Raw genomic sequence first — 22,256 nt, forward strand, 5'->3', positions numbered from 1 at the left:
CGGAGCCCCCGCACGGGTCGGGGGCTCCGTCCATCCGCTCACCGCGACGGGCGCTTACCCTCGCCCGGCTGGTCCGTGGAATACGATCCGGCCGGCTGCGACGGGTTGATGTCCCTTATCTGGGCACACACCACGTCGATGGGCACCGGCCTGCCGATGAAATAGCCTTGCCCGATGTCGCAGCCGGTATCCCGCAGCAGGTCCAGTTGCTCGCGCGTTTCCACGCCTTCGGCGACAACCTTCGCGCCGGTTTTTCGGGCCAGGATCAGCACCGCCTCGATTACCGAGCGACCCACCGAGTCGGTATCGAGATTTTGCACGAAGACGCGATCGAGCTTGATTTCGTCCCAGTGAAATTTCGTCAGATATGACAGCGACGAATAGCCCGTGCCGAAATCATCCAGCGCCAGGGACACACCCAGATAGCGCAGCTCGGAAAGCACGGCGATCGGCTGCTTGGTATCTGCCATCATCACCGACTCGGTCACCTCCAGCTTCAGCCTTTCTGGTGGTAGTCCTGCTGCCATCAGGGCGTCCGCCGTCGCTTCCATCACTTCGCCCTGCATGATCTGGATGACCGAAAGGTTCACCGCCACCTGCACTTCTGGTGGCAGCCGGAGCGCGTCCCGGCAGGCGCGGGCGATCATATGCTTGCCGATATCGACGATTTGCCCGGAGGCCTCGGCAATGGGAATGAATTCGGCGGGCGCGATCGGGCCCAATTGCGAGTGGTGCCAGCGGGCCAGGGCTTCCACGCCCACCACCGCCCCAGTCCCGATATCGACCTGGATTTGGTAATGCGGCGTGATTTCGCCGCGCGCAATGGCACGCCGCATATCATTTTCCAATGTCAGGCGGCGCTCCACCATTTCGCGAAGCGATTGATCATAAATGGCCACAGAGCCCTTTCTTCGGGCCTTGGCCTCGCTCTGCGCCAGATCCGCATCCGCTAGCAACCCGCGCGCGTTCTGCATCACACTCGCCGTGGTGGCCACGCCGGCAGTCGCGCTGATCGTCACCGAACTGCCGTCGATCTCAAAGGGCTGCCTGAGCGCCTCCAGCGCGCGATTGGCGAGCGCCTCTGCCTCTGCCTCGTCGCGCAGCCTGAGCAGCGCTGCAAATTCATCCCCACCCAGCCGTGCCACGACATTTCCCGATCCGGTGGAAATCACCTCTTCGAGCCTGCGCGCCGCGGCGATGAGCAGCTTGTCGCCGAATATATGCCCCCAGGTGTCGTTGATCAGCTTGAAACCATCCAGGTCGATCACGATCACCGCCGTCTGGTGGCCGTCGCTTGCTGCAGGTTGGTCGGCATCGGAGAATGCCGTTCGGTTCGGCAGCCCGGTCAGCGGGTCGTGATGGGCGAGATAGGCAAATTTGTCTGCGGCCTGTCCGGCATCGCGGTGGGCCCGGCGCAGGGTTCGGTTCTGAAAGGCCGATACAATGAGCATGATGCCCGCCGAGATCAGCGCCGTCACCAGCAGATAATGCTGTATCGTCTGCTGGTCGGTCAGCGTTTGTCGAATCTCGGCCGCCCTGTTGACCGCCGAATTCGTAGCCTCGGCGCCGATAGTCTCGATGATCGTGCCGACCGGTTCCAGCGTGTCCAACAGAGCCGTAATCGAGCCGGCATTCTCCAGGTCGGACATATCGGCTTCGATCGACTCTAGGAGCCGTAGCAACTCGTCATAGGCTTTTCGGCTCTCTGGGCTGGACGCCAGGAATTCCCGGTAGCCGCCGACATTCCAGCTATCGAGCCGCCCGAGCAGGATTTGGTAGAACAGTTCAGCGCGCTCGGCGTCGGCCGGCCGGCGCATGGCCGCATAGCGCGCCAGATAGGCTTCAAGCTGCGCCGCCTCGATGCGGCCATGCGCTCCGATCCAGGACACGTCGAAACGCATGGAATTGCGCACGGCCTCGGCCGTGTCCTGCACCACCCGTGCTTGCAGCACCGTGGCAACGCCCAGCACGACAATGATCACGATCGCAAATTGCCGGAACCAGACGGCAGGGAGCATGATCAGCCCAGCCTTCCCGTTTACCGGATCGTGATGCTGCGAACCTGCCACGCCGACCTGGCCTGATAGAGATCGGTCCGCAGCTCATCGAAATCGTCAAAAGGATAGATGATGAACAGCGGGCCCTTGTTGCGGACGGACATGTATTCGCCGTCCTGTTTGAGCGCCAGCAACACCGGATAGGTCATGAAATCGGTGAGGGGGATCGTCGTGCGATAATTGTTCAAGGCCAACACGTCCGCCTCTTCGCCCTCTGCCCCCACATAGGACAATAGCGTGGCCATTGGGACGCCTTCGAACACAGGAACCCCATCATGCCAGGGCGTGGCGGTCGCTATTTGACCCCATCCGATTGCTTCGAGCTCGGCCGCCGTGAAATCGCGCGGCACCCCTCCCTCGATCTGTCCGTCAATTGTCAGAATAACAGCATCCGATTGCGCCAGCGCCGCAGGCGGGATAGAAGCGGTGGTCAGCAGAACAATCGAGAGCTGAAGAGCGATATTCTTCATTTTGATGCTCCGTGTCGCCAAATTTGCATTCTGCACTCATTCAAGAAATTTCGTGTAAACGTGTCCAGCCGTTTTCTCCCCAATTTCTTCATGCCCGATTTGATATAGTCTTTACGGTCCCGCTCCTCGTCAGGCCCGTTGACTCCCCGACCGTCCCGGCTATGGTCCGCGCGAACCTCAACCCGCCAGGACCCCCCATGTCGCACGCCGAGCTCGCCCAGACCATCGACACCGCCTTCGAAAACCGCGCCGAGGTCAACTTCAACACGACGGGCGAAATCCGCGATGCCGTCAACGAGGCGCTGAACCTACTCGATACCGGCAAGGCCCGCGTTGCCGAAAAGGTCGACGGCAAGTGGCAGGTCAATCAATGGCTCAAGCGCGCGGTTCTGCTCTCCTTCCGCCTCAACGACAATGAGCCCATGACCGGCGGCCCGCAGAATTCCACCTGGTGGGACAAGGTGCCCACCAAGTTCGAGGGCTGGACCGACAATACCTGGCGCGAGGCCGGTTTCCGGGCCGTACCCGGCGCTATAGTGCGCCGCTCGGCCCATATCGGCAAGGGCGCTATCCTCATGCCCAGCTTCGTCAATCTCGGTGCCTTTGTCGATGAGGGCACCATGGTCGATACTTGGGTCACGGTCGGTTCCTGCGCCCAGATCGGCAAGAATGTGCATCTCTCCGGCGGTGTCGGCATTGGTGGCGTGCTCGAGCCGCTCCAGGCCGGCCCCACCATCATCGAGGATAATTGCTTCATTGGCGCCCGTTCCGAAATCGTCGAGGGCGTGGTGGTGGGCGAGGGGTCGGTCATTTCCATGGGCGTCTTCATCGGCGCCTCCACCAAGGTGGTGAACCGCGCAACCGGCGAAATCCATATGGGCTATGTGCCGCCCTATTCGGTGGTCGTGTCCGGCTCGCTCCCCGGCAAGCCCTTCCCCGATGGCACGCCGGGCCCCAACCTTTATTGCGCCGTCATCGTCAAGACCGTCGACGCCCAGACCCGCTCCAAGACCGGCATCAACGACCTGCTGCGCGATTGAGAAACCCGCCAATGCTGGCCCCTTTCGCGCTGGCGTCCTACTCTTTGATGAGCCGGAACTGATTCCGGTTCATTGAGGGGGATAGAAATGGACAATTTGATTTCACTGCTTACCACCACCGAGGGCCGCATCGGCCGTCAGCAATGGTGGATCGGCATCGTCACGCTTGTCGTCATATCGATCGTTGCCAGCATCGTGCTGGGCCTTATCAGTATGGGCAATGCCACGCTCTTTGCCTGGCTCGCCGTCATTCTCAATCTGGCGCTGGTCTGGCCCAGCTACTGCGTGGGCATCAAGCGCCGCCACGATCGCGACAACAACGGCACCGACCTCAAAATCCTGATTGCCGGTTCGGTCCTTCTTAATCTGCTCACCGCGACAGGCATCGGCAGCACCATGACCGATATGGGCGGCACCATGGTGCCGGTGCCCTCCATCTGGCTTGGCGCCATCAACCTTATCTTCGCGATCTTTGCCATCTATATGCTGGTCCAGCTCGGCTTTCTCAAAGGAACCACCGGCGCCAATAGCTATGGCCCGGATCCGCTGGACGCCGCCGCCTGAACCAAACTGGAGCCGTCGTGACCATCGACCCTGCCGATCTGCTTGCCCGTCTCATCGCCTGCCCCTCGGTTACCCCCGACGAGGCCGGTGCGCTCGACCTGCTTGAGGCCGAGCTTGAGGCCATCGGCTTTGCCGTGACTAGGCTGCGCTTTACGGGCGACGGCTCCTACCCGGTCGATAATTTTTTCGCCACCAGAGGGCAGGGTGGCCGCCGCCTGCTCTTTGCCGGCCATACCGATGTCGTGCCGCCCGGCGACCTCGCGCATTGGACCGCGGATCCGTTTGCGCCCCGCATTACGGACGGAAAAATCTTCGGTCGCGGCGCCGCTGACATGAAATCTGGCATTGCCGCCTTCGTCGCGGCTTGCGCAAATATCCCGCCCCAAGCCGGCACCATTCACCTCGCCATCACCAATGACGAAGAAGCCGATGCCGTCAACGGCACCGAAAAGCTGATGCGCTGGATGGCCGACAATGGCCATCATTTCGATTTCGCCATTGTCGGCGAGCCCAGTTCCGCCGAAACCTTGGGCGACAGTATCAAGATCGGCCGCCGTGGCTCCTTTTCTGGCAAGGTCACCGTCACCGGCACCCAGGGCCATGTCGCCTATCCGCACAAGGCCAATAATCCCCTGCCGGTTCTTGCGGCAATTGCCACAGCCCTCTCCACCGAAAAGCTCGATACCGGCACCGAACATTTCCCGGCCTCCAATCTGGAACTGACGACCATCGACACTGGCAATCCGGTCTCCAATGTCATTCCCATGAGCGGCACGCTGCGTTTCAACATCCGCTATAATGACAGCTGGACTCCCGAAGCCCTGGCCGACTGGGTCCGCGCCCGCATTGCCAGTGTCGATGCCCGGCATACGGCGATCGACTTTGAGGTCTCCGGCACGCCATCTCGCGCATTCCTCTCGCCGCTGGGCCCCGATATCGAAACGCTCTCGGCTGTCATTGCCCAGCGCAATGGCCAACCGCCTGAATACTCGACCGGCGGCGGCACCTCCGACGCGCGCTTCATCGCACAATACGGGCCGGTGGTCGAATGTGGCCTGGTTGGTCCCTCCATGCACAAGGCCGACGAACATATCGCCCTGGCCGACCTCACCGGGCTGAGGGACATCTACATATCCTTCATGCAGCGTTACTTTGCCCTGGAGACCGCATGACGATTTTCAGCGCCCTGCGCCAATCCATCTATGGCTGGATGATGATCCTCAGGGGCGAGGCTGGTTGGGCCGAGCATTTTCGCCTGACGCTCCCCGGTGCGGCCACGGCGCTGGTGCTGTTCTATCTCTTCGCCTTTCTGGCCGTGGTGCTGGGCTCGCTCAATTATGGCGTGCCGACCCCGGGAGGCCTTGTCGCCACACTGGCGCTGCAGTCGCTGTTTTTGCTGGCCCTCGTCATCGGCACTTTCGGCACCCGCTACGCTGTGCGCGATCGCGGCCCGGTGCTGTCCGTTCTGGTGCCCGGCCTCTATGCCCTGGTCTTTTATGTCGTGCTGGGAGCCTTGCTCTCGCTGACCGTTGCCTTCCTCCTGCCGCTGCTCTGGCTGGGCCTGGTCTATATGTTGTTCCGGCTCGGGCGCATGGCGGGTGGCTGGACCATCGGCGTATCCGCGGCCTTTGCACTATTGACCGTTCTGCTCCTTGCCGGGACGCCAATCGCGCTCTACATCATGCCAGCGCCCGTTCCCGCGGCTTGAGACGAGTAAGTGCCTTGCCCCAGCCCATGCCAACTTTTTTCCAGGAAGCACGCGACGCAGCCCAGGGCGTATGGGCGCTGGTCTTTGGCCGGCACGATAGCGCGCAATATTTCGATTTTTCCCAGCGCGGGCTGGTCGGCTCGTTCATCGCGCTGATCCTGGCCGTGGCGCTGCAGGCCTTTGGGCCTCACCCGGTGGATATGGCGGCGCCGCCGGTCATGTCTTTGAGCGTGGTGCTTGTCGCGCTGGCCGTCCAGGCCGCCCAATACGGCGTGATTTTTCTGGTCCTGCGCCAATTGGGCCGCGCCGATAGTTTTGTGCCCTTTGTCGTGGTGCAGAACTGGGCGACATTGGTCCAGTCCTTTGTCGCGGTCACCATCATTGCCCTATTGGGGGCCCCCATGGCCATCGGACCCGATGGGCTTGCCCAATTGACCACTGGCAGCCTGCCTTACTTTGTGCTGTCGATCCTCGTGCTGGTCGTCTGGTTCAATATAGCGCGGCGGATCATGACGCTGCGGCCCGCCCATATTGCAATCTTTCTCGTCAGCCTGTTGAGCAGCGCACTGCTCCTGTCGATGCTGTTCGGCTCGCTGGTGCCTTAACAATTTTCCGGCCGGAAACGCGACAAAACAAGAGCTTGGAGCAATTTCGGCGTCTCAACGAAACGATGAAATGCTCTAATAGTCCACCCCGGTCAGAAACAGGCCGGCAGCCGGCGCCATGGCGCCGCAGCGCTTGCGATCGGCGGCGTCCAGCGCCGCGCGAAAATCGTCCGGGCTCCACTTGCCTTCCCCCACCAGTTTGAGCGAACCCACCATGGACCGCACCTGGTGGTGCAGAAAGCTTCGCGCGCTGGCGCTAATGGCGATAATTTCGCCATCCCCCGTCACCTCGAACGCATCCAGCGTCCGGATCGGCGAATTGGCCTGGCATTCCGATGACCGGAAAGTGGTAAAGTCGTGCTGGCCCAAAATGCGCTGGGCAGCCTCATGCATCTTGCTCGCGTCCAGCTTGACCGGCACATGCCACACCTGGTTGCGCTCGATCGCCGCCGGTGCTCGCCGGTTGAGAATGCGATATTCGTAATGCCGGGCCGTGGCCGAAAACCGCGCCTCGAATGTTTCGGGAACGGCCTCGGCCTCCACGATCACCACCGGATAAGGTTTGAGGTGATAGTTCAGCGCCTCGCGGATGCGAAACGGGTCCCATTCTTTGCCAAGATCGAAATGCGCAACCTGGCCCAGCGCATGCACGCCGGCATCGGTGCGCCCCGCCGCCTGCGTGGTCACGGTCTCGCCGGAAAAGCGCCCGATAGCCTCTTCAAGCGCCTGCTGCACACTCATCCGGTCCGCCTGCCGCTGCCAACCGCAGAAGGGGGTTCCGTCATATTCGATGGTGAGCTTATAGCGTGGCATCTACCTCACCTCCCCCTTGCGGGGAGGGGGCGGGGTTCAGGCGGACCAGCAAGGCTGCGGCATTGGAGGGAACCCACCGAGTACGTAAAAGGCATCGTTCGTCCTAACCTACAGCCTCCGGCAACGCCCCCGCACCGCGCAGGAATGTCGCCGCATCCATGGCGCCCTTGCCCTCGCGCTGCACTTGGGTCAGCCTTAACGCTCCGGTCCCGCAGGCAATGGTCAAGTCCTCCCCGATCAATGCGCCCGGTGCCCCCGTGCCATCAGCAAGGCTCGATCGCAGCGCCTTGATGCGCACCGGCTTACCCGCCAATTGCATCTCGAACCAGGCCCCAGGAAAAGGCGACAATCCGCGGATCAGATTGTGGACCTCTTCCGCGCCCTTTGAAAAATCGATCCGCGCCTCGGCCTTGTCGATCTTGGTCGCATAGGTTTCGCCACTTTCGGGCTGCGGGGTAAAATCGAGGCTCCCCCGTTCCAGCGCCGCCAGCGCCCGGCCCATCAGGTCGGCACCAACCAGCTTCATCTGGTCGTGCAATTCGCCCGCCGTCATGTCAGGGGTGATGGGAATGATCTCGGTCGGCCCCATGGCGCCGGTATCGAGCCCCTCATCCATTTTCATCACCACAATGCCGGTCTCTTTGTCCCCGGCCATAATGGCGCGCTGGATCGGCGCGGCGCCCCGCCAGCGCGGCAGCAGCGATCCGTGCAGGTTCAGGCATCCATGCTCAGGCGCATCGAGAACGGCCTTGGGCAGCAATAGCCCATAGGCCACCACCACCGCCACTTCGGCACCAAGCGCGGCAAATTGGGCCTGTTCGGTTTCACCCTTAAGCGAGCGCGGCGTGAAAACGGGAATGCCAAAAGCCTCTGCCGTTTCATGCACAGGGCTCCTGCGCTCGGCCTGACCGCGCCCCGCCGGCTTTGGCGCGCGCGTATAGACGGCCACCACCTCATGCCCGGCCGAGACGATCTCGGTCAGCGTCGGAACGGAAAAGTCCGGCGTACCCATGAAAACGACGCGCATTTGGGAGATTCCTCTTATTCCTCTCCCCATCGGGGAGAGGGTGGATCGCCCGGAGGGCGAGACGGGTGAGGGGGCGTTCGGCAACTCCCCTCATCCGGTGCGCAGCCTGCCCTCGGGCGCGACGCGGCCCGGGGGCGCCATCTTCTCCCCGATGGGGAGAAGAAAAATCAGCCAGCCGCCCGCTTGGCGGCCTTGTCGAATTTCTTGATCACGCGGTCGCGCTTCAGACGGCTGAGATAGTCGATATAGAGCACGCCATCGAGGTGATCGAGTTCGTGCTGGATGCAGACGGCCAGCTTGCCCTCGGCCTCCTTGGTGACCTCCTTGCCCTCGAGATCGGTATATTTCACCGTCACGTCATTGGGGCGCTCGACCTCGTAATAGAGTTCGGGAATGGAAAGGCATCCTTCCTCGGTCACCTGCATCTGCTCGCCGAAATGCGTGATCTCGGGATTGATCATCACCAGCGGAGCAGGGGGCTCGCCTTCGCCCGCCAGGTCCATCACTACAATGCGCTTCATCACCCCGATCTGGGGCGCGGCCAGGCCAATGCCCGGCGCATCATACATGGTGTCCAGCATATCCTTGGCCAGCGCCTTGATCTCGTCATCGACCTCGATGATCGGGTCGGCAACGGCGCGCAGGCGCGCGTCTGGAATGATGAGGATTGGGCGAACGGCCATGGCAAAAAGTCCGGCGAAGAATGGATTGTCTCCGATATGGCGATTTCCGGCCTCTGGGTCAACTGCGGGCCGGTTCAATCCACCATTCGCCTGGAACATTTTGCGAACAAAAGAATCGGGTTAAGGTGGACCAATGCGTGATCTCGATGCCGTTCTGTTCTCCCTGGGCTCTCTCCCAGTCACCACCGCCACGGCCATGCTGGCCGTCGGCGTGGTCATTATTGTCCTTCTGATCGTCTGGCTGGTTGTTTCGGCCCGGGCCGGCGCTGCGCGCGCCGAATTGCAGGCGCGTGAGGCGGCCGAAGGTCTGCGCGCCAATTTCCTTGAACAGATTGCCGGCCGCGATGCCCGCATTCGCGACCTTGAGGCTCAGGTCGAGCGCGAGCGGGAGCGCGCGGCCGATCTGCTTGATGCCGAGCGGGAAAAGTCCGGCGGCCTGCAATCCGAACTCGCAGCCATGCGCACCCGGCTCGACGAACAGGCGCGGCAGAACGAGGCCAATTTGAAGCGCTTCACCGAAGCCCGCCAGCAGATGACGGATGAGTTCAAATCCATCGCCGGCGACGTGCTGCGGTCCCATAGCGAGACCTTCACCAAGCAGAACCGCGAACAGGTCGATACCCTGCTCAAGCCCCTGCAGGACAAGATCACCGAGTTCCACAAGAACCTGGTGGAGGACCGCTCCGCCATGGGCGAGCGCATCCGCGCCCTGGCCGAGAGCAATCTGCAGATTACCACCGAGGCGCAGAACCTCACGCGGGCGCTAAAGGGCAATTCGCAGACCCAGGGCGCCTGGGGGGAAATGATCCTTTCCACCATTCTCGAACAATCCGGCCTGCGTGAGGGCGAGCAATATTTCACCCAGCAAAGCCATACCGGCGAGGACGGGCAGCGCGTCCGCACTGACGTTGAAATCCTCATGCCCAATGGCGACCGGCTGGTCATCGATTCCAAAGTGTCCCTCACGGCCTTTGAGGCTTTTGTGAACAGCCCCGAAGATGACCGCGATCAGCATTTGCGGGCCCACATCACCTCGGTGCGCGGCCATATCACCACGCTGGGCGACAAGACCTATCACCGCGCGGCCAAGTCGAGCCTCGACTATGTGATGATGTTCGTACCCATCGAGAGTGCTCTCGCCACGGCCATTCAGCACGATACCAAGCTGGTCGAGTTCGGCATGGGCAAGGGCGTCATGCTGACCACGCCGACCACCTTGATGACGGTGCTGCGCACCGTGCGCAATGTCTGGGACATCGAAAAGCGCCACCAGAATGCCGAGGAGATCGCCGAGCGCGCCGGCCAGCTTTTCGACAAGGTCGCTGGTTTTTTGGGCACCATGGACCAGGTCGGCGACGCGATCGACAAGTCCCAGCGCGCCTATGCCAAGGCCAGGGACCAGCTGACCTCCGGGCGCGGCAATGTGGTGCGCCAGGTCGAAATGCTGCGTGAACTGGGTGCCAAATCCAATAAGCCCATCCCGCCGGGCTGGGAAAGTTCCGCCGATGAAACGCCGGCCCTGCGTCTGGTCAAGGACGAGCCGGGCGATCTCAATTGAAATCGATCCCGTGATCGAACTCTCGCGGCCTTGCTGCGTTTCCCCATTGTGTAACTGCATAAGGGAGGCCCGTCATGGTGCAGAACCACGATCATCCAGGGAGCCTCGTGCCCCAGGAAACCAGCTTCGACAATGCCGACACGCCCGGCATCGCCCAGCCCTATAGCCAAAGTGAAATCGAGGACCTGCTCTATGGCAATGACCGGCCCGCGCGGGACCGCCTCGATCGCCTATGGGAAATGCGTCACGAAGCTGCCGAGCGCGAAAGCGGTGATTTTGGCGGTCAGGACCCCGCCTATATGCTCGAGGAACTGGACCGCGCGATCGCCGAGTTGCAGCGCGACCTCGAAAATACCGACGAGACCGGCAATATCGACGCGTCCATGTCTGCCGATCCGGCTGACCATCTCGATGCGCTTTCACCCGACGATACCGATGCGCGCGATGTGCTGATCGGCGAGGATGAATTCTACGAAGAAGATGAGGACGGACCGGTCGACGACGACCATGTCTGGCACGGCAGCGAGGAGTTCGACCCGCATCTGCATTGAGCGTCTGTAGGAAGTGCAGGGGCCGGCTGTCACCCCACCCTCGTTCCCTCCCCATCAAGGGGAGGGATGCGCAGGGCCGCAGCTTCAATGTTCATCGTCTCCCTCCCCGTTGTGGGGAGGGATCAAGGGTGGGGGCTGCCCAACTATTCCCTAAATCTCGGTTCGTGCCTTGAGCGCCTGGCTCAGCGTCCCCTCGTCGAGATAGTCCAGTTCGCCGCCCACCGGCACGCCATGGGCCAGCCGCGTGACCTTGATCCCGCTGCCCGCCAGCCGGTCGGTAATGTAATGCGCCGTGGTCTGGCCCTCCACCGTGGCATTCATCGCCAGTACGATTTCCGCATAATCCTGCGACCGCCCGATCAGTCCTTCCAGGTTCAGATCGTCCGGCCCCACCCCATCGAGCGGCGACAGCACACCGCCCAGCACATGGTAGCGCACCTGTCCCACCCCCGCCCGTTCCAGCGCCCAGAGGTCGGCCACATCTTCCACGACAATGAGAATGCCGCCCTCACCCCGGCGCGGATCGGCGCAGATCGAGCAAGGGCTCTGGGTGTCGACATTGCCGCACACCTCGCAGCTCTTCACCGCCACAACGGCCCGGTCCAGCGCCGCCGAAAGCGGCAGCATGAGTTGCTCTTTTTTCTTGATCAGATGCAGCACCGCCCGCCGCGCCGAGCGCGGCCCAAGCCCCGGCAGGCGTGCCAGGAGCTGGATCAATTGTTCGATTTCAGGTCCGCCAGTGGCCATAGCGGCGCCAGCCTAGAACGGCAGCTTCATGCCCGGGGGAATGGGCAGGCCGGCGGTGACTTCGGCCATCTTGCGCTGCGCTTCGGCCTCGCTCTTGCCCTTGGCATCGTTGAAGGCGGCGATGATCAGGTCTTCGACCACCTCGGTATCTTCCGGCTTCAAGAGCGCGGGGTCGATCTTGAGCCCCTTCATCTCGCCCTTGCCGGAAAGCGATACGCTCACCATGCCGCCGCCGGACTGGCCCTCGACCATCAGCTCGGCCAGTTCGGCCTGCATGGCCTCCATTTTGGCCTTCATTTCGCCGGCGGCCTTCATCATGTTCATGATGTCTTTCATTCGTCATCCTCTTCGGGTGGGGGCGGAGCCAGTTCAGCCGGCGCTGTTTCATCGTCGCGCACCGTCACATTCACCAGCTTGGCGCCCGGAAATGTTTCCAATATGGCCTTGACCAAAGGGTCGTCATGGGCGGCGGCCGTGGCCGCCTCCTTGCGCTGCTCTTTCTCCTGGCGGATGGTCAGGCCCTCCGGGGCCTTGGTCGAGACCATGACCAGCCAGCGCTGTCCGGTCCACGTCTGCAACCGGGCCGAAAGCGTGGCGATAATGCCCGGATCGGCGCCATCGCTCAGCGCCACCTCGATCCGCCCCTGCTCGAACGAAACCGGCCGCATCTGGCTTTCCAGCGCCAGCTTGACGAGCACATCCCGCTTCGCCGCGGCCAGGGCAATCAGGTCCTTGTAGCTGGCCACTGTGGCCAGGGCCGGCTGCGCCACCGCCTGTGGCCGCGCTGCCGGAACGGCCGGTGATGGCGCCGCGACGGCGGTCGGCGCCGGGCTCGTCTGCAGGGCTTCGACCCGCATGGCCGAAGCGCCGCCCGAAGGACCGCGCGGCGACGGCGCTGCGCTCGGTCCCGATTGCGGCAATTGCCCTTGCTGGGTTAGCTTGGAAATCACCTCATCCGGGCTCGGCAGGTCCGCCGCAAAGGCAAGGCGGATCAGCGTCATTTCGGCGGCCTGCAGCGCATTGCCGGCCCGCCCGGTTTCCTCATTGCCCTTGAATAGGATTTGCCAGGCCCGCGTCAGCGCCCGCATCGGCAGTCGCTGCGCCAGATCGGCGCCACGCGTCCTTTCGTCGGGGGTCAGCGAGGCATCATCGGCCGCCGCCGGCACTACCTTTATCCGCGTCACCAGATGGGTGAATTCGGCCAGGTCCGCCAAGAGGGTTTGCGGGTCCGCACCCAGATCATAAAGCTCCTTGAGGGCCGTCAGCGCTTCGGCAATACGGCCGCCCATCAAGTCTTCAAAGAGATCGATGATCCGCGCCCGGTCCCCCAGCCCCAGCATGGCCTTGACCGTTGCCGTGTTCACCGCCCCATTGCCATGGGCAATGGCCTGGTCGAGCAGCGAAAGGCTGTCGCGCGCCGAGCCTTCGCCCGCGCGCACGATCATGGCCAGCGCGTCGGGCTCGAAGCCGATGCCCTCCTGCCCGAGGATTTTCTCGAGATAGGCCGTCATCACATCGGCCGGAATGCGCCTCAAATCGAAGCGCTGGCACCGCGACAGGATCGTCACCGGAACCTTGCGGATTTCGGTGGTGGCGAAGATGAATTTCACATAGGGCGGCGGCTCTTCCAGCGTCTTCAACAACCCGTTGAAGGCGGCCGTGGAGAGCATATGCACCTCGTCGATCACATAGACCTTATAGGGCGCCGAAACCGGGCCATATTTGACCGAGTCGATGATCTCCCGAATATCGTTGATGCCGGTATTGGACGCGGCGTCCATTTCCACCACGTCGACATGCCGGCCCTCGATAATGGCGCGGCAATGCGTGCCCTCGGTTTCCAGCTCGAGCGTGGGATGCCGGCCGGTCTCGTCTTCATAGTTGAAGGCGCGGGCCAGGATGCGGGCCGTGGTGGTTTTGCCCACGCCGCGCACGCCGGTCAGGATAAAGGCATGGTGGATGCGGTTCTGCGCAAAGGCATTGCCCAGCGTCTGCACCATGGCGTCCTGCCCCACCAGGGTGGAAAAGTCGCGCGGGCGGTATTTGCGGGCCAGGACCAGATAGGGCGTGGTCTGAGTGTCAGCCATGCTGCCTGTCCTTGTCCTTCTCGCCGGGGAATCTGCCGATAGTCATGACCCGAACATAGGGCATGCCAACCCATCCCGCAAAAGGCCAAAGCCGCATTGGGTCGCTGATCGCCCGATTCTGAACAGGGAATTGCGTAGGAGGCTGGCATCGACCCGTGAGGATCTCGTTGGGGCTGCTTCCTTCCGGACCTGACCCGGTTGGCGAGGAACACGTCCGCGCCAACCTCCCGAGGGCCTATATGCGGATTTTGGGCCACGGATGCAAGGCCTCAAGGCGCCAAATGGCAACTCGTTACAACAATGTCATTGCGCATTGCCACCTCGGGCGAGAGGCGACGCGCTGGCGGTTGAGGATACGGGCCGCCACGCCTGCCGCAATGTACTGTCGGGGACACTGCGGGAGCAGAAAACATCGGTACGGTGTCGAACCAGTGGCGTGATGCCCGTCGTTCATACAGATGATTCAGATCTTGGAGCCGGCCATGACCCCGACCATCACCGCCTTCGCCAACTCGCCCGATCGTGGCGCCGGGCTCTCGCGCGACATGCGGGTGCGCTGGGCCCTGGAGGAAGTGGGCCAGCCCTATGACGTGCGGCTCGTTTCATTCAGGCAGATGAAAGAACCGGCGCATCTGGCACGGCAGCCTTTCGGCCAGATTCCGACTTATGAAGAAGGTGACCTCGTGCTGTTCGAGACGGGGGCGATCATCCTGCATATTGCGGAACGGCATCCTCACCTGCTGCCGGACGATCCGGATGCCAGGGCGCGGGCGATAAGCTGGATGTTCGCCGCGGTCGGCACGGTGGAACCGCCGATTCTGGAATTGCAGACGGCCCGGTTCGCCGAAGGCCAGGAGAGCTGGACGGAACAGCGCTTGCCTCAGGTCAAGGATCGCATCCGGGTCCGGCTGGGCCAGCTTGCCCTGCGGCTCGGCGACAGCGATTGGCTCGATGGCGCCTTCAGCGCCGCCGACATCATGATGGTGCATGTGCTGTTGCGACTGAAACCTTCGGGCCTGCTGGACGAATTTGCCAATCTCGCCGCCTATTGCGCCCGCGCACAGGCCCGGTCGGCCTATCAGCGCGCCTTTGCGGCACAGCTGGCGGTGGCTCAAGCGGCCGCCAGATGACCGGAGCAAACCATAGTTCCATACGCAGCTGGGCTCCGCCGGCACTGCCGCGTTAAGGTTTCGCCAAAGCAATTCGCAATCTTTCAGATTTGCTCCATGCGCTTCGGTCTGTTGTTCTTGCGCATGCCTTGGTGCCGAAACCGGCATCCACTGTCGGGCAACATGCTTGGAACCGACCGCTAGCGCGAGGCTTTCACGGGCGCCGGAGGCCGATAGGACGGCGCGGGCGCCGCAGTCGTCGTCAGGTGCTCGGCCACCCAGCCTTCGAGCGTGGGGCTCAAATCGACCAGTAGCCACCCCTCGCGCCGGTCGAGCACCCTGAGCGCCGTGCCGCGCGGCAGGGTCGTAACCAACGGCCCCGACGTGCCGGGCGTATGACGGACATTGAGCATGGCGACATCGACATAGCGCGGCGCATCGAGCGGGACCGACGCCGGCCGCGGGCTGGCCGTGGCCACGACACCCGCCGGCCGCGCCGCTGCAGCGGCAGGTCGATCCATGCTGCCCAAAATCCCGAACTGATAGATGCCAAAAGCCATGGCGCCCAGAATCGCCCAGCCAATAACATTGGAACTTTGCGTCTTTTTCCTGGCCACGGCGCATCCTCCTGCGGGAGGTATATTGGCGGAAGCGGATTAACGGGGAGTGTGGGGCTGGATGGGGGTGGGTGGAGGAATGGCCGCTTATGTTGCATGATGGGACAGAAGCAGACCCAAGATGGTCTGCGGGCACGACCGCTCGGAGGCAGGTTATCTTGGACGCATTAATGGCCAACCATGCCATCGCGCCACTCGACTTGGGCAAGGCCTCAGCAGTCATACCGCTTGCTGGTGGCAGTGCGGACGTGTTCAGGCTCGACCTCGATACGGATATTGCGCTCGTCTTGAAGGTTTACCAAGACGACGAAACCAAGATCGTCGGCAGCGACAGTTACGCCACTGCGCGGGCACATGCCGTCGGTCTCCCGGTGGCCCGATACCTGTTGGTCGACCACTCTCGGTCCCGTTTGCCGTTTCGGTATGTCGTCACCAACTACCTGCCAGGCCTAACCGCCGGAAGCCTCCGAAACCATCGCGACATCGCCAACCTGTACAAGCAGATGGGAAGTCTACTGAGGTCCATGCACACCATCGGCATGTCAGCTTATGGTCGCTTTGACACCGACGGAATTGCTGACCCGGTCAGCACCAACGCCGAATTCGTTCGCAGTCGTCTCGATAGCGCGTTGAGCCGATTTATGGACTATGGCGCCGACCCAGAGCTTGCGGCACGCCTGCGCGACATTGCCGAATCCGATTTCGATGCCGTCGTTCCGCACAGCCGCGGCGCGGTCCTGGCACACGATGACCTGCACCCCAACAACATCCTGGCCACCGAGACAGATGGTCTGCTCCACCTCAGCGGCCTGGTTGACTTTGGCAATGCTCATGCCGCCGATGCCATATCTGATTTGGCCAAGTGCCTGTTCTGTTCGGAGCACGACGCTCCTGGCAGCGCACCGTATATCTTGGAGGGCTACGGCCCCATAGATCACCCCGACCCCGCCCGTGCCTTGGCCTTTTATACTCTGTTGCACCGCCTAACGATGTGGTCCTGGTTGCGCCGGATCGGCGTACTATCGACGAAGGATGCTCCCATCGATATCTTGGACGACCTCAAGCGCACAGCGGTGGTGGTCTAGGAGGACGTCGGAGCCTGAGCGAAATGGCTGCTCTTGGGATTTCGGAGCGAGCCCGCAAATGACTCATAAGGCGTCGAAGCCGGTCCTCCAGTATTGCTCTAATGTCGCTCCCCCACTGGCCGTCACCCTCGGCCTTGAGCCGAGGGCTCTGGACTTTGGGATTTCGGCAGGGCGCTACAGAGCGACACAATCCCCACCGCTGCGATCTCGGGACAGACACCGTCACGTGAAGAGCTCGCGGCTCAGGCCTGCGCCATTCGCGCATAGCGCTCATAGCCTTCTCCCCTCAAATCTCTCCACCGGAGAGATTTGCCCTTCGGGACGGCTCGAAGGGTGGCGCGCGGTGGGCGCAAGACCAGCCGCGTTATGGCGAAGATGCGGAGCCTCAACGGCCGGTTCGTGCCGCCTTGGCTTATGCACAAGCGTCACCAGAACCACCGAGATCAGCATCAGCAAATACCACGAGCCGAGCTTGCTCCAACTCACCATGGCCCAGCCATGCTCCTGGCCGGGATAAATCCAGGCCCGGCCCCATGTGGCGATATTTTCCGCGATCCAGATGAACAGAGCCACCAGGAAAAAGGCCAGCAGCATCGGCATGCGGTGGGTGAAGCGAAAGACGCGGTAATGCATCCAGCTGCGCCCATAAAGCACGATGGTGATGCCGAACAGCACCCAGCGCATGTCGAACAAATAGTGGTGGCTGAAGAAGTTGATATAGATCGCCAGCGCCAGAAAGGCCGTCATCCACACCGGTGGATAGCGGGTGAAGCTGATATCGAAGATGCGCTGAATGCGCACCATATAGCTGCCGACACAGGCATACATGAAACCCGAAAACAGCGGTACGCCGGCAATGCGGAGCAGCGCCGGGTCGGGATAAACCCACGAACCCATCGCGGTTTTGAAAATTTCCATGCCGGTCCCCACCACATGGAAGATCAGGATGACGCGCGCCTCTTCCAAGGTTTCGAGCCGAAAAACGATCATGCCGAGCTGGATGCTCAGCGCCGCCAGAAACCAGAAATCGTACCGGTATAGGCCGATATCGGGCCACCACAGGCGCGTCATCAGGATCATGGCCAGCATCAGTCCGCCAAACAGGCACGCCCAGGCTTGTTTGAGCCCGAAAACCAAAAACTCGATTGAGCGGTCGGCGAGCCGTCCGCGCGGCATTTTGGCCAGAACGCCATGGGCGGCCTGGTCGATGATTGCTTCCACACTCGTGAACTGATTGGCCATGCCCGCCCTTGCCCGAATACCCTTGGCTGGTTATGCCCTTGGCATAAGCGCCGAATTGTGGCGCCGGCCGAAAGGGAGCTCGCCTTGGCAAATCGCCGCCACCCGACCTCATTGCGTACCTCCAGCCAGGACATTGCCGTTTCGCGCAAGGCGCCCGATACGCCCCAGACGCGCAGCGCCGCCTACCGGCTGGCCTTTGCCGACGATGAGTTCATGACGTCCGAAGACACGCGCGGCGTGCGCTTTCAGCTTGAATATCTCAAGACCGAGTTTCGCCTGCGCGAGCATGGCATCAATTCGACAGTCGTTCTGTTCGGCGGCGCCCGCATCCCCGAGCCCGGCAAACCGGCCTGGGCGGCCAAGAACGAAATCCAGCGCCGCAATCTCGAGCTGGCCTCGCGCTATTATGACGAAGCACGCAAATTCGCTCAATTTGCCTCCCAGACATCGGCGTCCCTGGATTTCAAGGAATTCGTGGTGACCACCGGTGGTGGGCCCGGTGTCATGGAGGCGGGCAATCGGGGCGCGGCCGATATGGGGGCGCCCACCATCGGGCTCAATATCGTGCTGCCGCACGAGCAGGCACCCAATCTCTATGTCACGCCGGATCTCAGCTTCAATTTTCACTATTTCGCCACCCGCAAGATTCACTTCCTCATGCGGGCCAAGACCGTTGCCGTCTTTCCCGGTGGCTTCGGCACGCTCGACGAATTCTTCGAGAGTCTGACCCTCATCCAGACCGGCCGCATGGAGCGCATTCCAATCCTGCTGTTCGGAAAGGAGTTCTGGACCAAGGTCATCAATCTCGATGCGCTGGCGGAAGCGGGCACGATTTCGCCGGACGATCCGGACCTGTTCACGCTTGTGGATACGGCCAAGGAAGGCTGGGACGTGGTGCGCCAGTTCTACAATCTGCCTGAAATGGGCGAGCCCACCTGGCGTGGCGGCTGAAGGCCGAACCGGCCCCCTTCGCCGCCCGGCCATCTTTTCAGCCAGCGCGCGGACCGCCGCTCTGGTTGGCCAGCCCACTGATAGTGGCCCGCAAGGCCGCCGGTTTGACCGGCTTGGTGATCACGGCAATCCCCCGCTCTTCGGCCAGGGTCCTGACCGCCGGGCTGCGATCCGCCGTTACCAGCGCCGCCGGCAGGTGCCCGCCAATATTGTGGCGCAGCCATTCAATGGCATCCAGCCCCGATGTCTGGTCCAGGTGATAATCCATCAGCACCAGGTCCGGATACCAGCCCTCGAGCAGCCGCTCCCTGTCGATCTGCTTGAGCGAAAGTGCGGTGCGCACCTCGCAGCCCCAATGGCTCAGCAGGCCTTCCATGGCCTCGAGAATGGCCAGTTCATTGTCCACGCACAGAACCTTGAGGCTGAGCGCGCCGAAGGCGGGCTCGGGCGCCGGCACCTGCGCCACGCTGGCCGGCCGCGCATTGCGCACCGCGGGCAGATAGAGCGAAAAGCGCGATCCATGTCCCTCGCGGCTGTCGAGCTCCAGCGTCAGCCCTAGCGCCGTCACCAGCCGCTGCACGATCGACAATCCCAGCCCCAGCCCCTGCGCCATGCGCGCGCCGCGTTCAAGGCGCGAAAATTCGGCAAAGACGAGGCGATGCTGGTCCCTGTTAAACCCGATCCCGGTGTCGATCACATCGAGCCGCCACCGATTGCCCCGCTTGCGCAGCCCCACCAGCACCTTGCCGCCCACCGGCGTATATTTGATCGCATTGGACACCAGGTTCTGAACGATCCGTCCCACCAGCGAACGGTCCGCCATCACCGTCGCCCCGGTACCTACAATGCGCAGCGATATCGAGCGCTCGCGCGCCATGGGCGCGAATTCCACCTCGGTCTTTTTCAGCAGGTCCTGCGCCTGGATCGGGGCCGGGGCAGGCCTCAGCGCGCCACTGTCGATACGGGAAATATCGAGCAGGGCCGACATGATGTCTTCCACCGCCGTCAGCGAGGCCTCGATGGAATTGGCCAGTTCGGCAAATCCGGTCGATTTCGCCCGCTCGATCAGGGTCGAGGTATAGAGCCGCGCCGCATTGAGCGGCTGCAGCAGGTCATGGCTGGCCGCCGCCAGGAAGCGGGTCTTGTCGTGATTGGACGCATCGGCCTTGGCCCGCGCCGTCTCGAGTTCGGTATTGACCTGTTTGAGCGCCGCCGTGCGTTCCTCCACCCGTTTTTCCAGCGTCTGGTTGACCTGCTCAAGCTGATGTTCAGCATGCACCCGCGCTGTCACATCCGAAAAGCTGATGACCAGCCCGCCATTGGGCAATCGGCTCGAATGGAATTCCAGCATTTGCCCGCTCTGGCCGATGCGCTGCGTCACCGTGGTCGGCGCCGAGGTCAGAACCTTGATCCGCTCTATGGCCAATTGCGCCGCATCGCCAGCGCCCAGATCGCCGCGCTCGGCCAGGTAAAGGGCAATGTCGAACAGCGCCGAACCGGGCCGCATCAGGTCCTCGGGCAGATGCAGCAGCGTGCTGTAGCGTTGGTTGGACGCGACCAGCCGCAGCCCGGTATCGAACACGGCGACACCTTGCGGGATATGGTCGATTGCCAGGGCGATTGCGCTGGCGGGGTCGTGGCCGACTAGGCTCATTCTGTCTGTTTTGGATGGCCTTTGGTTCTGTGTCCCCTTATCGGCCCGGCCCCATTGCCGCGCAAGTCCACCATTGGGCCCATTGCCTTTTGCGCCAAAAGCCGTTCAATCGATCGGTGTGGACAATCATGGTGTTCGCCGGAGTGGGGCGGACCAATTTCAAGAAGAGGGCAAAAATGAGCGTGTTCAAGGAATTCCGGGACTTTGCCATCAAGGGCAATATGATCGATCTGGCCATTGGCGTGATCATCGGCGCCGCCTTTGGCGCCATTGTCTCCTCCATCGTTGATGACATCTTCATGCCGCTGATCGGCCTGGTTATCGGCGGCGTCGACTTTTCCAACCTGTTCATCGTGCTGTCCAACCCCAATGACGTGCCCGTGCCCTCGGTGGCCGCGGCCAATGAGGCGGGTGTGGCCACGCTCAATATCGGGCTCTTCATCAATGCCGTGGTCAAATTCACCATCATTGCCTTTGTGTTGTTCATGGTGGTCAAGGCCATCAACTCCATGAAGCGCGAGGCGGCCAAGGAGCCGGTCGAAACCACGCCCGCTCCTTCCAAGGAAGAAGTGCTCTTGACCGAAATTCGCGACGCCATCCGCGCCAACTCCAAGGCCTGAGCGCCTTCGTATATCAGCCGGGCCGGCATCGACTGCCGGCCTTTTCTCTGGTCAGAAGCTAGGAATAATGTCCTTGACTTTCTGATTGAAGAAAATATACCTCTTCATAGGTAGTCCATCCTACGGATTCATCGTATCGGACGGCGCGACCACTTAGAGCAAACTACACTTGCGGGACACCTGGGCAGAGGTGCAGCGAGGCGGGCAATTGCATCCGCCCCGTGCGGACCGTCTTGCCCTGGCGTCCGGCTCAGAAGCGAACTTGCCGAGAAGGGGCCATGGCATGAATACGCATTCCTATTATCACGCTTTTCTCAACCGGGACCGGCTGGTGCACATTGCCGATCCCGATCCGGGCACCTGCGAGGCGCTGAGTGTATTGTTCAGGCTCGAAGGGTTTCAGACGGTCTTTTCGCTCGATGCGGCTCAGTTTATCGCCGGGCTGGAGCGGCGCCCGCCCGATGTCGCGGTGATCAACTTTGTCCAGTCCGGCGAAAGCGGATTGGCATTGCTGCGCCGGGTCAAGGCGCTGCGCACCGGGGCGCCCGTGGTCATGCTGGCCAATGAACCCCAGGTCGAGGCAGCAGTGGCGGCCATGAAAATGGGCGCGACCGATGTTCTGATCAAACCCATCGACAGCGAATTGCTGCTGACCGTGGTGCGGGACGCTCTGCGCAAGGATATTCATTTAGGAGCCATGCAGGCCGGCGGCCGGCCTGTCGAAGTCCGTGGCTTTTCCCAGCTCACCCCGCGCGAACGCGAAGTGCTGCAATTGATCACCAATGGGCAGTCCAACAAGGAGGCGGGCCGCGAGTTGGGGATATCGCCCCGCACCATCGAGGTGCATCGCGCCCGGGTCATGGAAAAGCTCGGCGCCCGCAACACCGCCGACCTCATGCGCATCGTGCTCACGAGCTAGACTCTGTCAGTTTCTGACGGAAACGCGCGGTTGGTTGCTCCCCTCCCCCTTGAGGGGAGGGGCTGGGGGTGGGGGTCTATCGGCGACCCGCAAAACTACCCCCACCCTCGATCCCCCCTCGAGGGGGAGGGAGGCGAAGGACCCGCCGA

23 protein-coding genes and 1 other RNA gene are annotated in these 22,256 nt (G+C 62.3%); 12 read left to right on the forward strand and 12 right to left on the reverse strand.

Features of this window, described 5'->3' with window-relative positions; all coding sequences use genetic code 11:
* Nucleotides 1-38: 38 nt before the first annotated feature.
* Both V8Z65_RS02435 and V8Z65_RS02440 read right to left on the reverse strand, forming a co-directional pair.
* The gene (locus tag V8Z65_RS02435) at nt 39-2,018 is read right to left on the reverse strand and encodes a bifunctional diguanylate cyclase/phosphodiesterase (RefSeq protein WP_338722294.1); all 1,980 of its coding nucleotides are present in this window, start codon (nt 2,016-2,018) and stop codon (nt 39-41) included.
* Between the two features lie 20 nt (nt 2,019-2,038).
* Nucleotides 2,039-2,527 (reverse strand): molybdopterin-dependent oxidoreductase, encoded by a 489-nt coding sequence (locus V8Z65_RS02440; protein ID WP_338722295.1) that lies wholly within the window; start codon nt 2,525-2,527, stop codon nt 2,039-2,041.
* A gap of 197 nt (nt 2,528-2,724) precedes the next feature.
* On the opposite strand from V8Z65_RS02440, the gene dapD reads away from it, so the two are divergent.
* The 5 genes from dapD to V8Z65_RS02465 all read left to right on the forward strand — a co-directional run bounded on the left by dapD (nt 2,725) and on the right by V8Z65_RS02465 (nt 6,444).
* Complete coding sequence (gene dapD, locus V8Z65_RS02445) at nt 2,725-3,567, forward strand: 2,3,4,5-tetrahydropyridine-2,6-dicarboxylate N-succinyltransferase (protein ID WP_338722296.1); 843 nt, start codon at nt 2,725-2,727, stop codon at nt 3,565-3,567.
* Nucleotides 3,568-3,654: 87 nt separating this feature from the next.
* On the forward strand, nt 3,655-4,131 hold the full coding sequence (locus V8Z65_RS02450) for a DUF805 domain-containing protein (RefSeq protein WP_338722297.1): 477 nt from the start codon (nt 3,655-3,657) through the stop codon (nt 4,129-4,131).
* A 17-nt stretch (nt 4,132-4,148) separates the two neighbouring features.
* Nucleotides 4,149-5,303 (forward strand): succinyl-diaminopimelate desuccinylase, encoded by a 1,155-nt coding sequence (gene dapE / locus V8Z65_RS02455; protein WP_338722298.1) that lies wholly within the window; start codon nt 4,149-4,151, stop codon nt 5,301-5,303.
* The gene (locus V8Z65_RS02460; protein ID WP_338722299.1) at nt 5,300-5,839 is read left to right on the forward strand and encodes a hypothetical protein; all 540 of its coding nucleotides are present in this window, start codon (nt 5,300-5,302) and stop codon (nt 5,837-5,839) included. Before dapE ends, V8Z65_RS02460 begins: the two co-directional genes overlap by 4 nt.
* Before the next feature lie 26 nt (nt 5,840-5,865).
* Complete coding sequence (locus V8Z65_RS02465; protein WP_338722300.1) at nt 5,866-6,444, forward strand: hypothetical protein; 579 nt, start codon at nt 5,866-5,868, stop codon at nt 6,442-6,444.
* 75 nt (nt 6,445-6,519) lie between these two features.
* Here V8Z65_RS02465 and truA read toward each other — a convergent pair whose 3' ends face one another.
* The 3 genes from truA to def form a co-directional block, all read right to left on the reverse strand.
* The gene (gene truA / locus V8Z65_RS02470) at nt 6,520-7,257 is read right to left on the reverse strand and encodes a tRNA pseudouridine(38-40) synthase TruA (protein WP_338722302.1); all 738 of its coding nucleotides are present in this window, start codon (nt 7,255-7,257) and stop codon (nt 6,520-6,522) included.
* A 103-nt stretch (nt 7,258-7,360) separates the two neighbouring features.
* Nucleotides 7,361-8,284 (reverse strand): methionyl-tRNA formyltransferase, encoded by a 924-nt coding sequence (gene fmt, locus V8Z65_RS02475; protein WP_338722303.1) that lies wholly within the window; start codon nt 8,282-8,284, stop codon nt 7,361-7,363.
* A 167-nt stretch (nt 8,285-8,451) separates the two neighbouring features.
* Nucleotides 8,452-8,967, reverse strand: coding sequence for a peptide deformylase (gene def / locus V8Z65_RS02480; protein WP_338722304.1), 516 nt, complete (start codon nt 8,965-8,967; stop codon nt 8,452-8,454).
* Nucleotides 8,968-9,100: 133 nt separating this feature from the next.
* Here def and rmuC point away from each other — a divergent pair, with 133 nt between their 5' ends.
* Both rmuC and V8Z65_RS02490 read left to right on the forward strand, forming a co-directional pair.
* Nucleotides 9,101-10,525 carry a DNA recombination protein RmuC gene (gene rmuC / locus V8Z65_RS02485; protein ID WP_338722305.1) on the forward strand — a complete coding sequence of 475 codons (1,425 nt, stop codon included), beginning with the start codon at nt 9,101-9,103 and terminating at the stop codon, nt 10,523-10,525.
* Between the two features lie 74 nt (nt 10,526-10,599).
* Nucleotides 10,600-11,076 carry a hypothetical protein gene (locus V8Z65_RS02490; RefSeq protein WP_338722307.1) on the forward strand — a complete coding sequence of 159 codons (477 nt, stop codon included), beginning with the start codon at nt 10,600-10,602 and terminating at the stop codon, nt 11,074-11,076.
* 150 nt (nt 11,077-11,226) lie between these two features.
* Here V8Z65_RS02490 and recR read toward each other — a convergent pair whose 3' ends face one another.
* From recR to ffs, 4 genes are all read right to left on the reverse strand, one after another.
* On the reverse strand, nt 11,227-11,823 hold the full coding sequence (recR, locus tag V8Z65_RS02495; protein ID WP_338722309.1) for a recombination mediator RecR: 597 nt from the start codon (nt 11,821-11,823) through the stop codon (nt 11,227-11,229).
* A 12-nt stretch (nt 11,824-11,835) separates the two neighbouring features.
* The gene (locus tag V8Z65_RS02500) at nt 11,836-12,159 is read right to left on the reverse strand and encodes a YbaB/EbfC family nucleoid-associated protein (protein WP_338722310.1); all 324 of its coding nucleotides are present in this window, start codon (nt 12,157-12,159) and stop codon (nt 11,836-11,838) included.
* On the reverse strand, nt 12,156-13,910 hold the full coding sequence (locus V8Z65_RS02505; protein ID WP_338722311.1) for a DNA polymerase III subunit gamma/tau: 1,755 nt from the start codon (nt 13,908-13,910) through the stop codon (nt 12,156-12,158). Before V8Z65_RS02505 ends, V8Z65_RS02500 begins: the two co-directional genes overlap by 4 nt.
* A gap of 133 nt (nt 13,911-14,043) precedes the next feature.
* An RNA gene (ffs, locus tag V8Z65_RS02510) (signal recognition particle sRNA small type) lies at nt 14,044-14,139 on the reverse strand.
* Between the two features lie 253 nt (nt 14,140-14,392).
* Between ffs and V8Z65_RS02515 the strand changes: the two genes are divergently transcribed.
* Complete coding sequence (locus tag V8Z65_RS02515; RefSeq protein WP_338722312.1) at nt 14,393-15,040, forward strand: glutathione S-transferase family protein; 648 nt, start codon at nt 14,393-14,395, stop codon at nt 15,038-15,040.
* Nucleotides 15,041-15,219: 179 nt separating this feature from the next.
* Here V8Z65_RS02515 and V8Z65_RS02520 read toward each other — a convergent pair whose 3' ends face one another.
* Nucleotides 15,220-15,636, reverse strand: coding sequence for an SH3 domain-containing protein (locus V8Z65_RS02520; RefSeq protein ID WP_338722313.1), 417 nt, complete (start codon nt 15,634-15,636; stop codon nt 15,220-15,222).
* A 170-nt stretch (nt 15,637-15,806) separates the two neighbouring features.
* Here V8Z65_RS02520 and V8Z65_RS02525 point away from each other — a divergent pair, with 170 nt between their 5' ends.
* Entirely contained in the window at nt 15,807-16,721 is a 915-nt protein-coding gene (locus tag V8Z65_RS02525) for an aminoglycoside phosphotransferase family protein (protein WP_338722314.1), read from the forward strand.
* Nucleotides 16,722-16,991: 270 nt separating this feature from the next.
* Here the strand turns inward: V8Z65_RS02525 and V8Z65_RS02530 are convergent, their stop codons facing one another.
* Entirely contained in the window at nt 16,992-17,963 is a 972-nt protein-coding gene (locus V8Z65_RS02530; RefSeq protein WP_338722315.1) for a DUF817 domain-containing protein, read from the reverse strand.
* A gap of 84 nt (nt 17,964-18,047) precedes the next feature.
* Between V8Z65_RS02530 and V8Z65_RS02535 the strand changes: the two genes are divergently transcribed.
* A complete protein-coding gene (locus V8Z65_RS02535) occupies nt 18,048-18,914 on the forward strand; it encodes an LOG family protein (protein WP_338722316.1) in 867 nt (288 codons plus the stop codon).
* Between the two features lie 37 nt (nt 18,915-18,951).
* On the opposite strand, the gene V8Z65_RS02540 is transcribed toward V8Z65_RS02535, so the two are convergent.
* Nucleotides 18,952-20,568, reverse strand: a complete 1,617-nt coding sequence (locus V8Z65_RS02540) for a PAS-domain containing protein (protein ID WP_338722318.1) — start codon at nt 20,566-20,568, stop codon at nt 18,952-18,954.
* Nucleotides 20,569-20,750: 182 nt separating this feature from the next.
* Here V8Z65_RS02540 and mscL point away from each other — a divergent pair, with 182 nt between their 5' ends.
* On the forward strand, nt 20,751-21,188 hold the full coding sequence (gene mscL, locus V8Z65_RS02545; protein WP_338723937.1) for a large conductance mechanosensitive channel protein MscL: 438 nt from the start codon (nt 20,751-20,753) through the stop codon (nt 21,186-21,188).
* Nucleotides 21,189-21,471: 283 nt separating this feature from the next.
* Nucleotides 21,472-22,107 (forward strand): LuxR C-terminal-related transcriptional regulator, encoded by a 636-nt coding sequence (locus tag V8Z65_RS02550; protein WP_338722320.1) that lies wholly within the window; start codon nt 21,472-21,474, stop codon nt 22,105-22,107.
* Nucleotides 22,108-22,256: the final 149 nt, after the last annotated feature.

The organism is Devosia sp. XK-2, from assembly GCF_037113415.1.
Lineage (GTDB): Bacteria > Pseudomonadota > Alphaproteobacteria > Rhizobiales > Devosiaceae > Devosia.

Bases quoted from the DNA above. Each gene is read 5' to 3' on its own strand.
- V8Z65_RS02550 (WP_338722320.1), top strand. From the start codon at position 21,472: ATGAATACGCATTCCTATTATCACGCTTTTCTCAACCGGGACCGGCTG.
- V8Z65_RS02530 (WP_338722315.1), bottom strand. From the start codon at position 17,963: ATGGCCAATCAGTTCACGAGTGTGGAAGCAATCATCGACCAGGCCGCC.
- V8Z65_RS02515 (WP_338722312.1), top strand. From the start codon at position 14,393: ATGACCCCGACCATCACCGCCTTCGCCAACTCGCCCGATCGTGGCGCC.
- V8Z65_RS02450 (WP_338722297.1), top strand. From the start codon at position 3,655: ATGGACAATTTGATTTCACTGCTTACCACCACCGAGGGCCGCATCGGC.
- dapD (WP_338722296.1), top strand. From the start codon at position 2,725: ATGTCGCACGCCGAGCTCGCCCAGACCATCGACACCGCCTTCGAAAAC.
- V8Z65_RS02435 (WP_338722294.1), bottom strand. From the start codon at position 2,018: ATGCTCCCTGCCGTCTGGTTCCGGCAATTTGCGATCGTGATCATTGTC.
- V8Z65_RS02505 (WP_338722311.1), bottom strand. From the start codon at position 13,910: ATGGCTGACACTCAGACCACGCCCTATCTGGTCCTGGCCCGCAAATAC.
- V8Z65_RS02540 (WP_338722318.1), bottom strand. From the start codon at position 20,568: ATGAGCCTAGTCGGCCACGACCCCGCCAGCGCAATCGCCCTGGCAATC.
- def (WP_338722304.1), bottom strand. From the start codon at position 8,967: ATGGCCGTTCGCCCAATCCTCATCATTCCAGACGCGCGCCTGCGCGCC.
- fmt (WP_338722303.1), bottom strand. From the start codon at position 8,284: ATGCGCGTCGTTTTCATGGGTACGCCGGACTTTTCCGTTCCGACGCTG.
- V8Z65_RS02440 (WP_338722295.1), bottom strand. From the start codon at position 2,527: ATGAAGAATATCGCTCTTCAGCTCTCGATTGTTCTGCTGACCACCGCT.
- rmuC (WP_338722305.1), top strand. From the start codon at position 9,101: ATGCGTGATCTCGATGCCGTTCTGTTCTCCCTGGGCTCTCTCCCAGTC.
- V8Z65_RS02500 (WP_338722310.1), bottom strand. From the start codon at position 12,159: ATGAAAGACATCATGAACATGATGAAGGCCGCCGGCGAAATGAAGGCC.
- V8Z65_RS02465 (WP_338722300.1), top strand. From the start codon at position 5,866: ATGCCAACTTTTTTCCAGGAAGCACGCGACGCAGCCCAGGGCGTATGG.
- V8Z65_RS02460 (WP_338722299.1), top strand. From the start codon at position 5,300: ATGACGATTTTCAGCGCCCTGCGCCAATCCATCTATGGCTGGATGATG.
- recR (WP_338722309.1), bottom strand. From the start codon at position 11,823: ATGGCCACTGGCGGACCTGAAATCGAACAATTGATCCAGCTCCTGGCA.
- V8Z65_RS02490 (WP_338722307.1), top strand. From the start codon at position 10,600: ATGGTGCAGAACCACGATCATCCAGGGAGCCTCGTGCCCCAGGAAACC.
- V8Z65_RS02525 (WP_338722314.1), top strand. From the start codon at position 15,807: ATGGCCAACCATGCCATCGCGCCACTCGACTTGGGCAAGGCCTCAGCA.
- truA (WP_338722302.1), bottom strand. From the start codon at position 7,257: ATGCCACGCTATAAGCTCACCATCGAATATGACGGAACCCCCTTCTGC.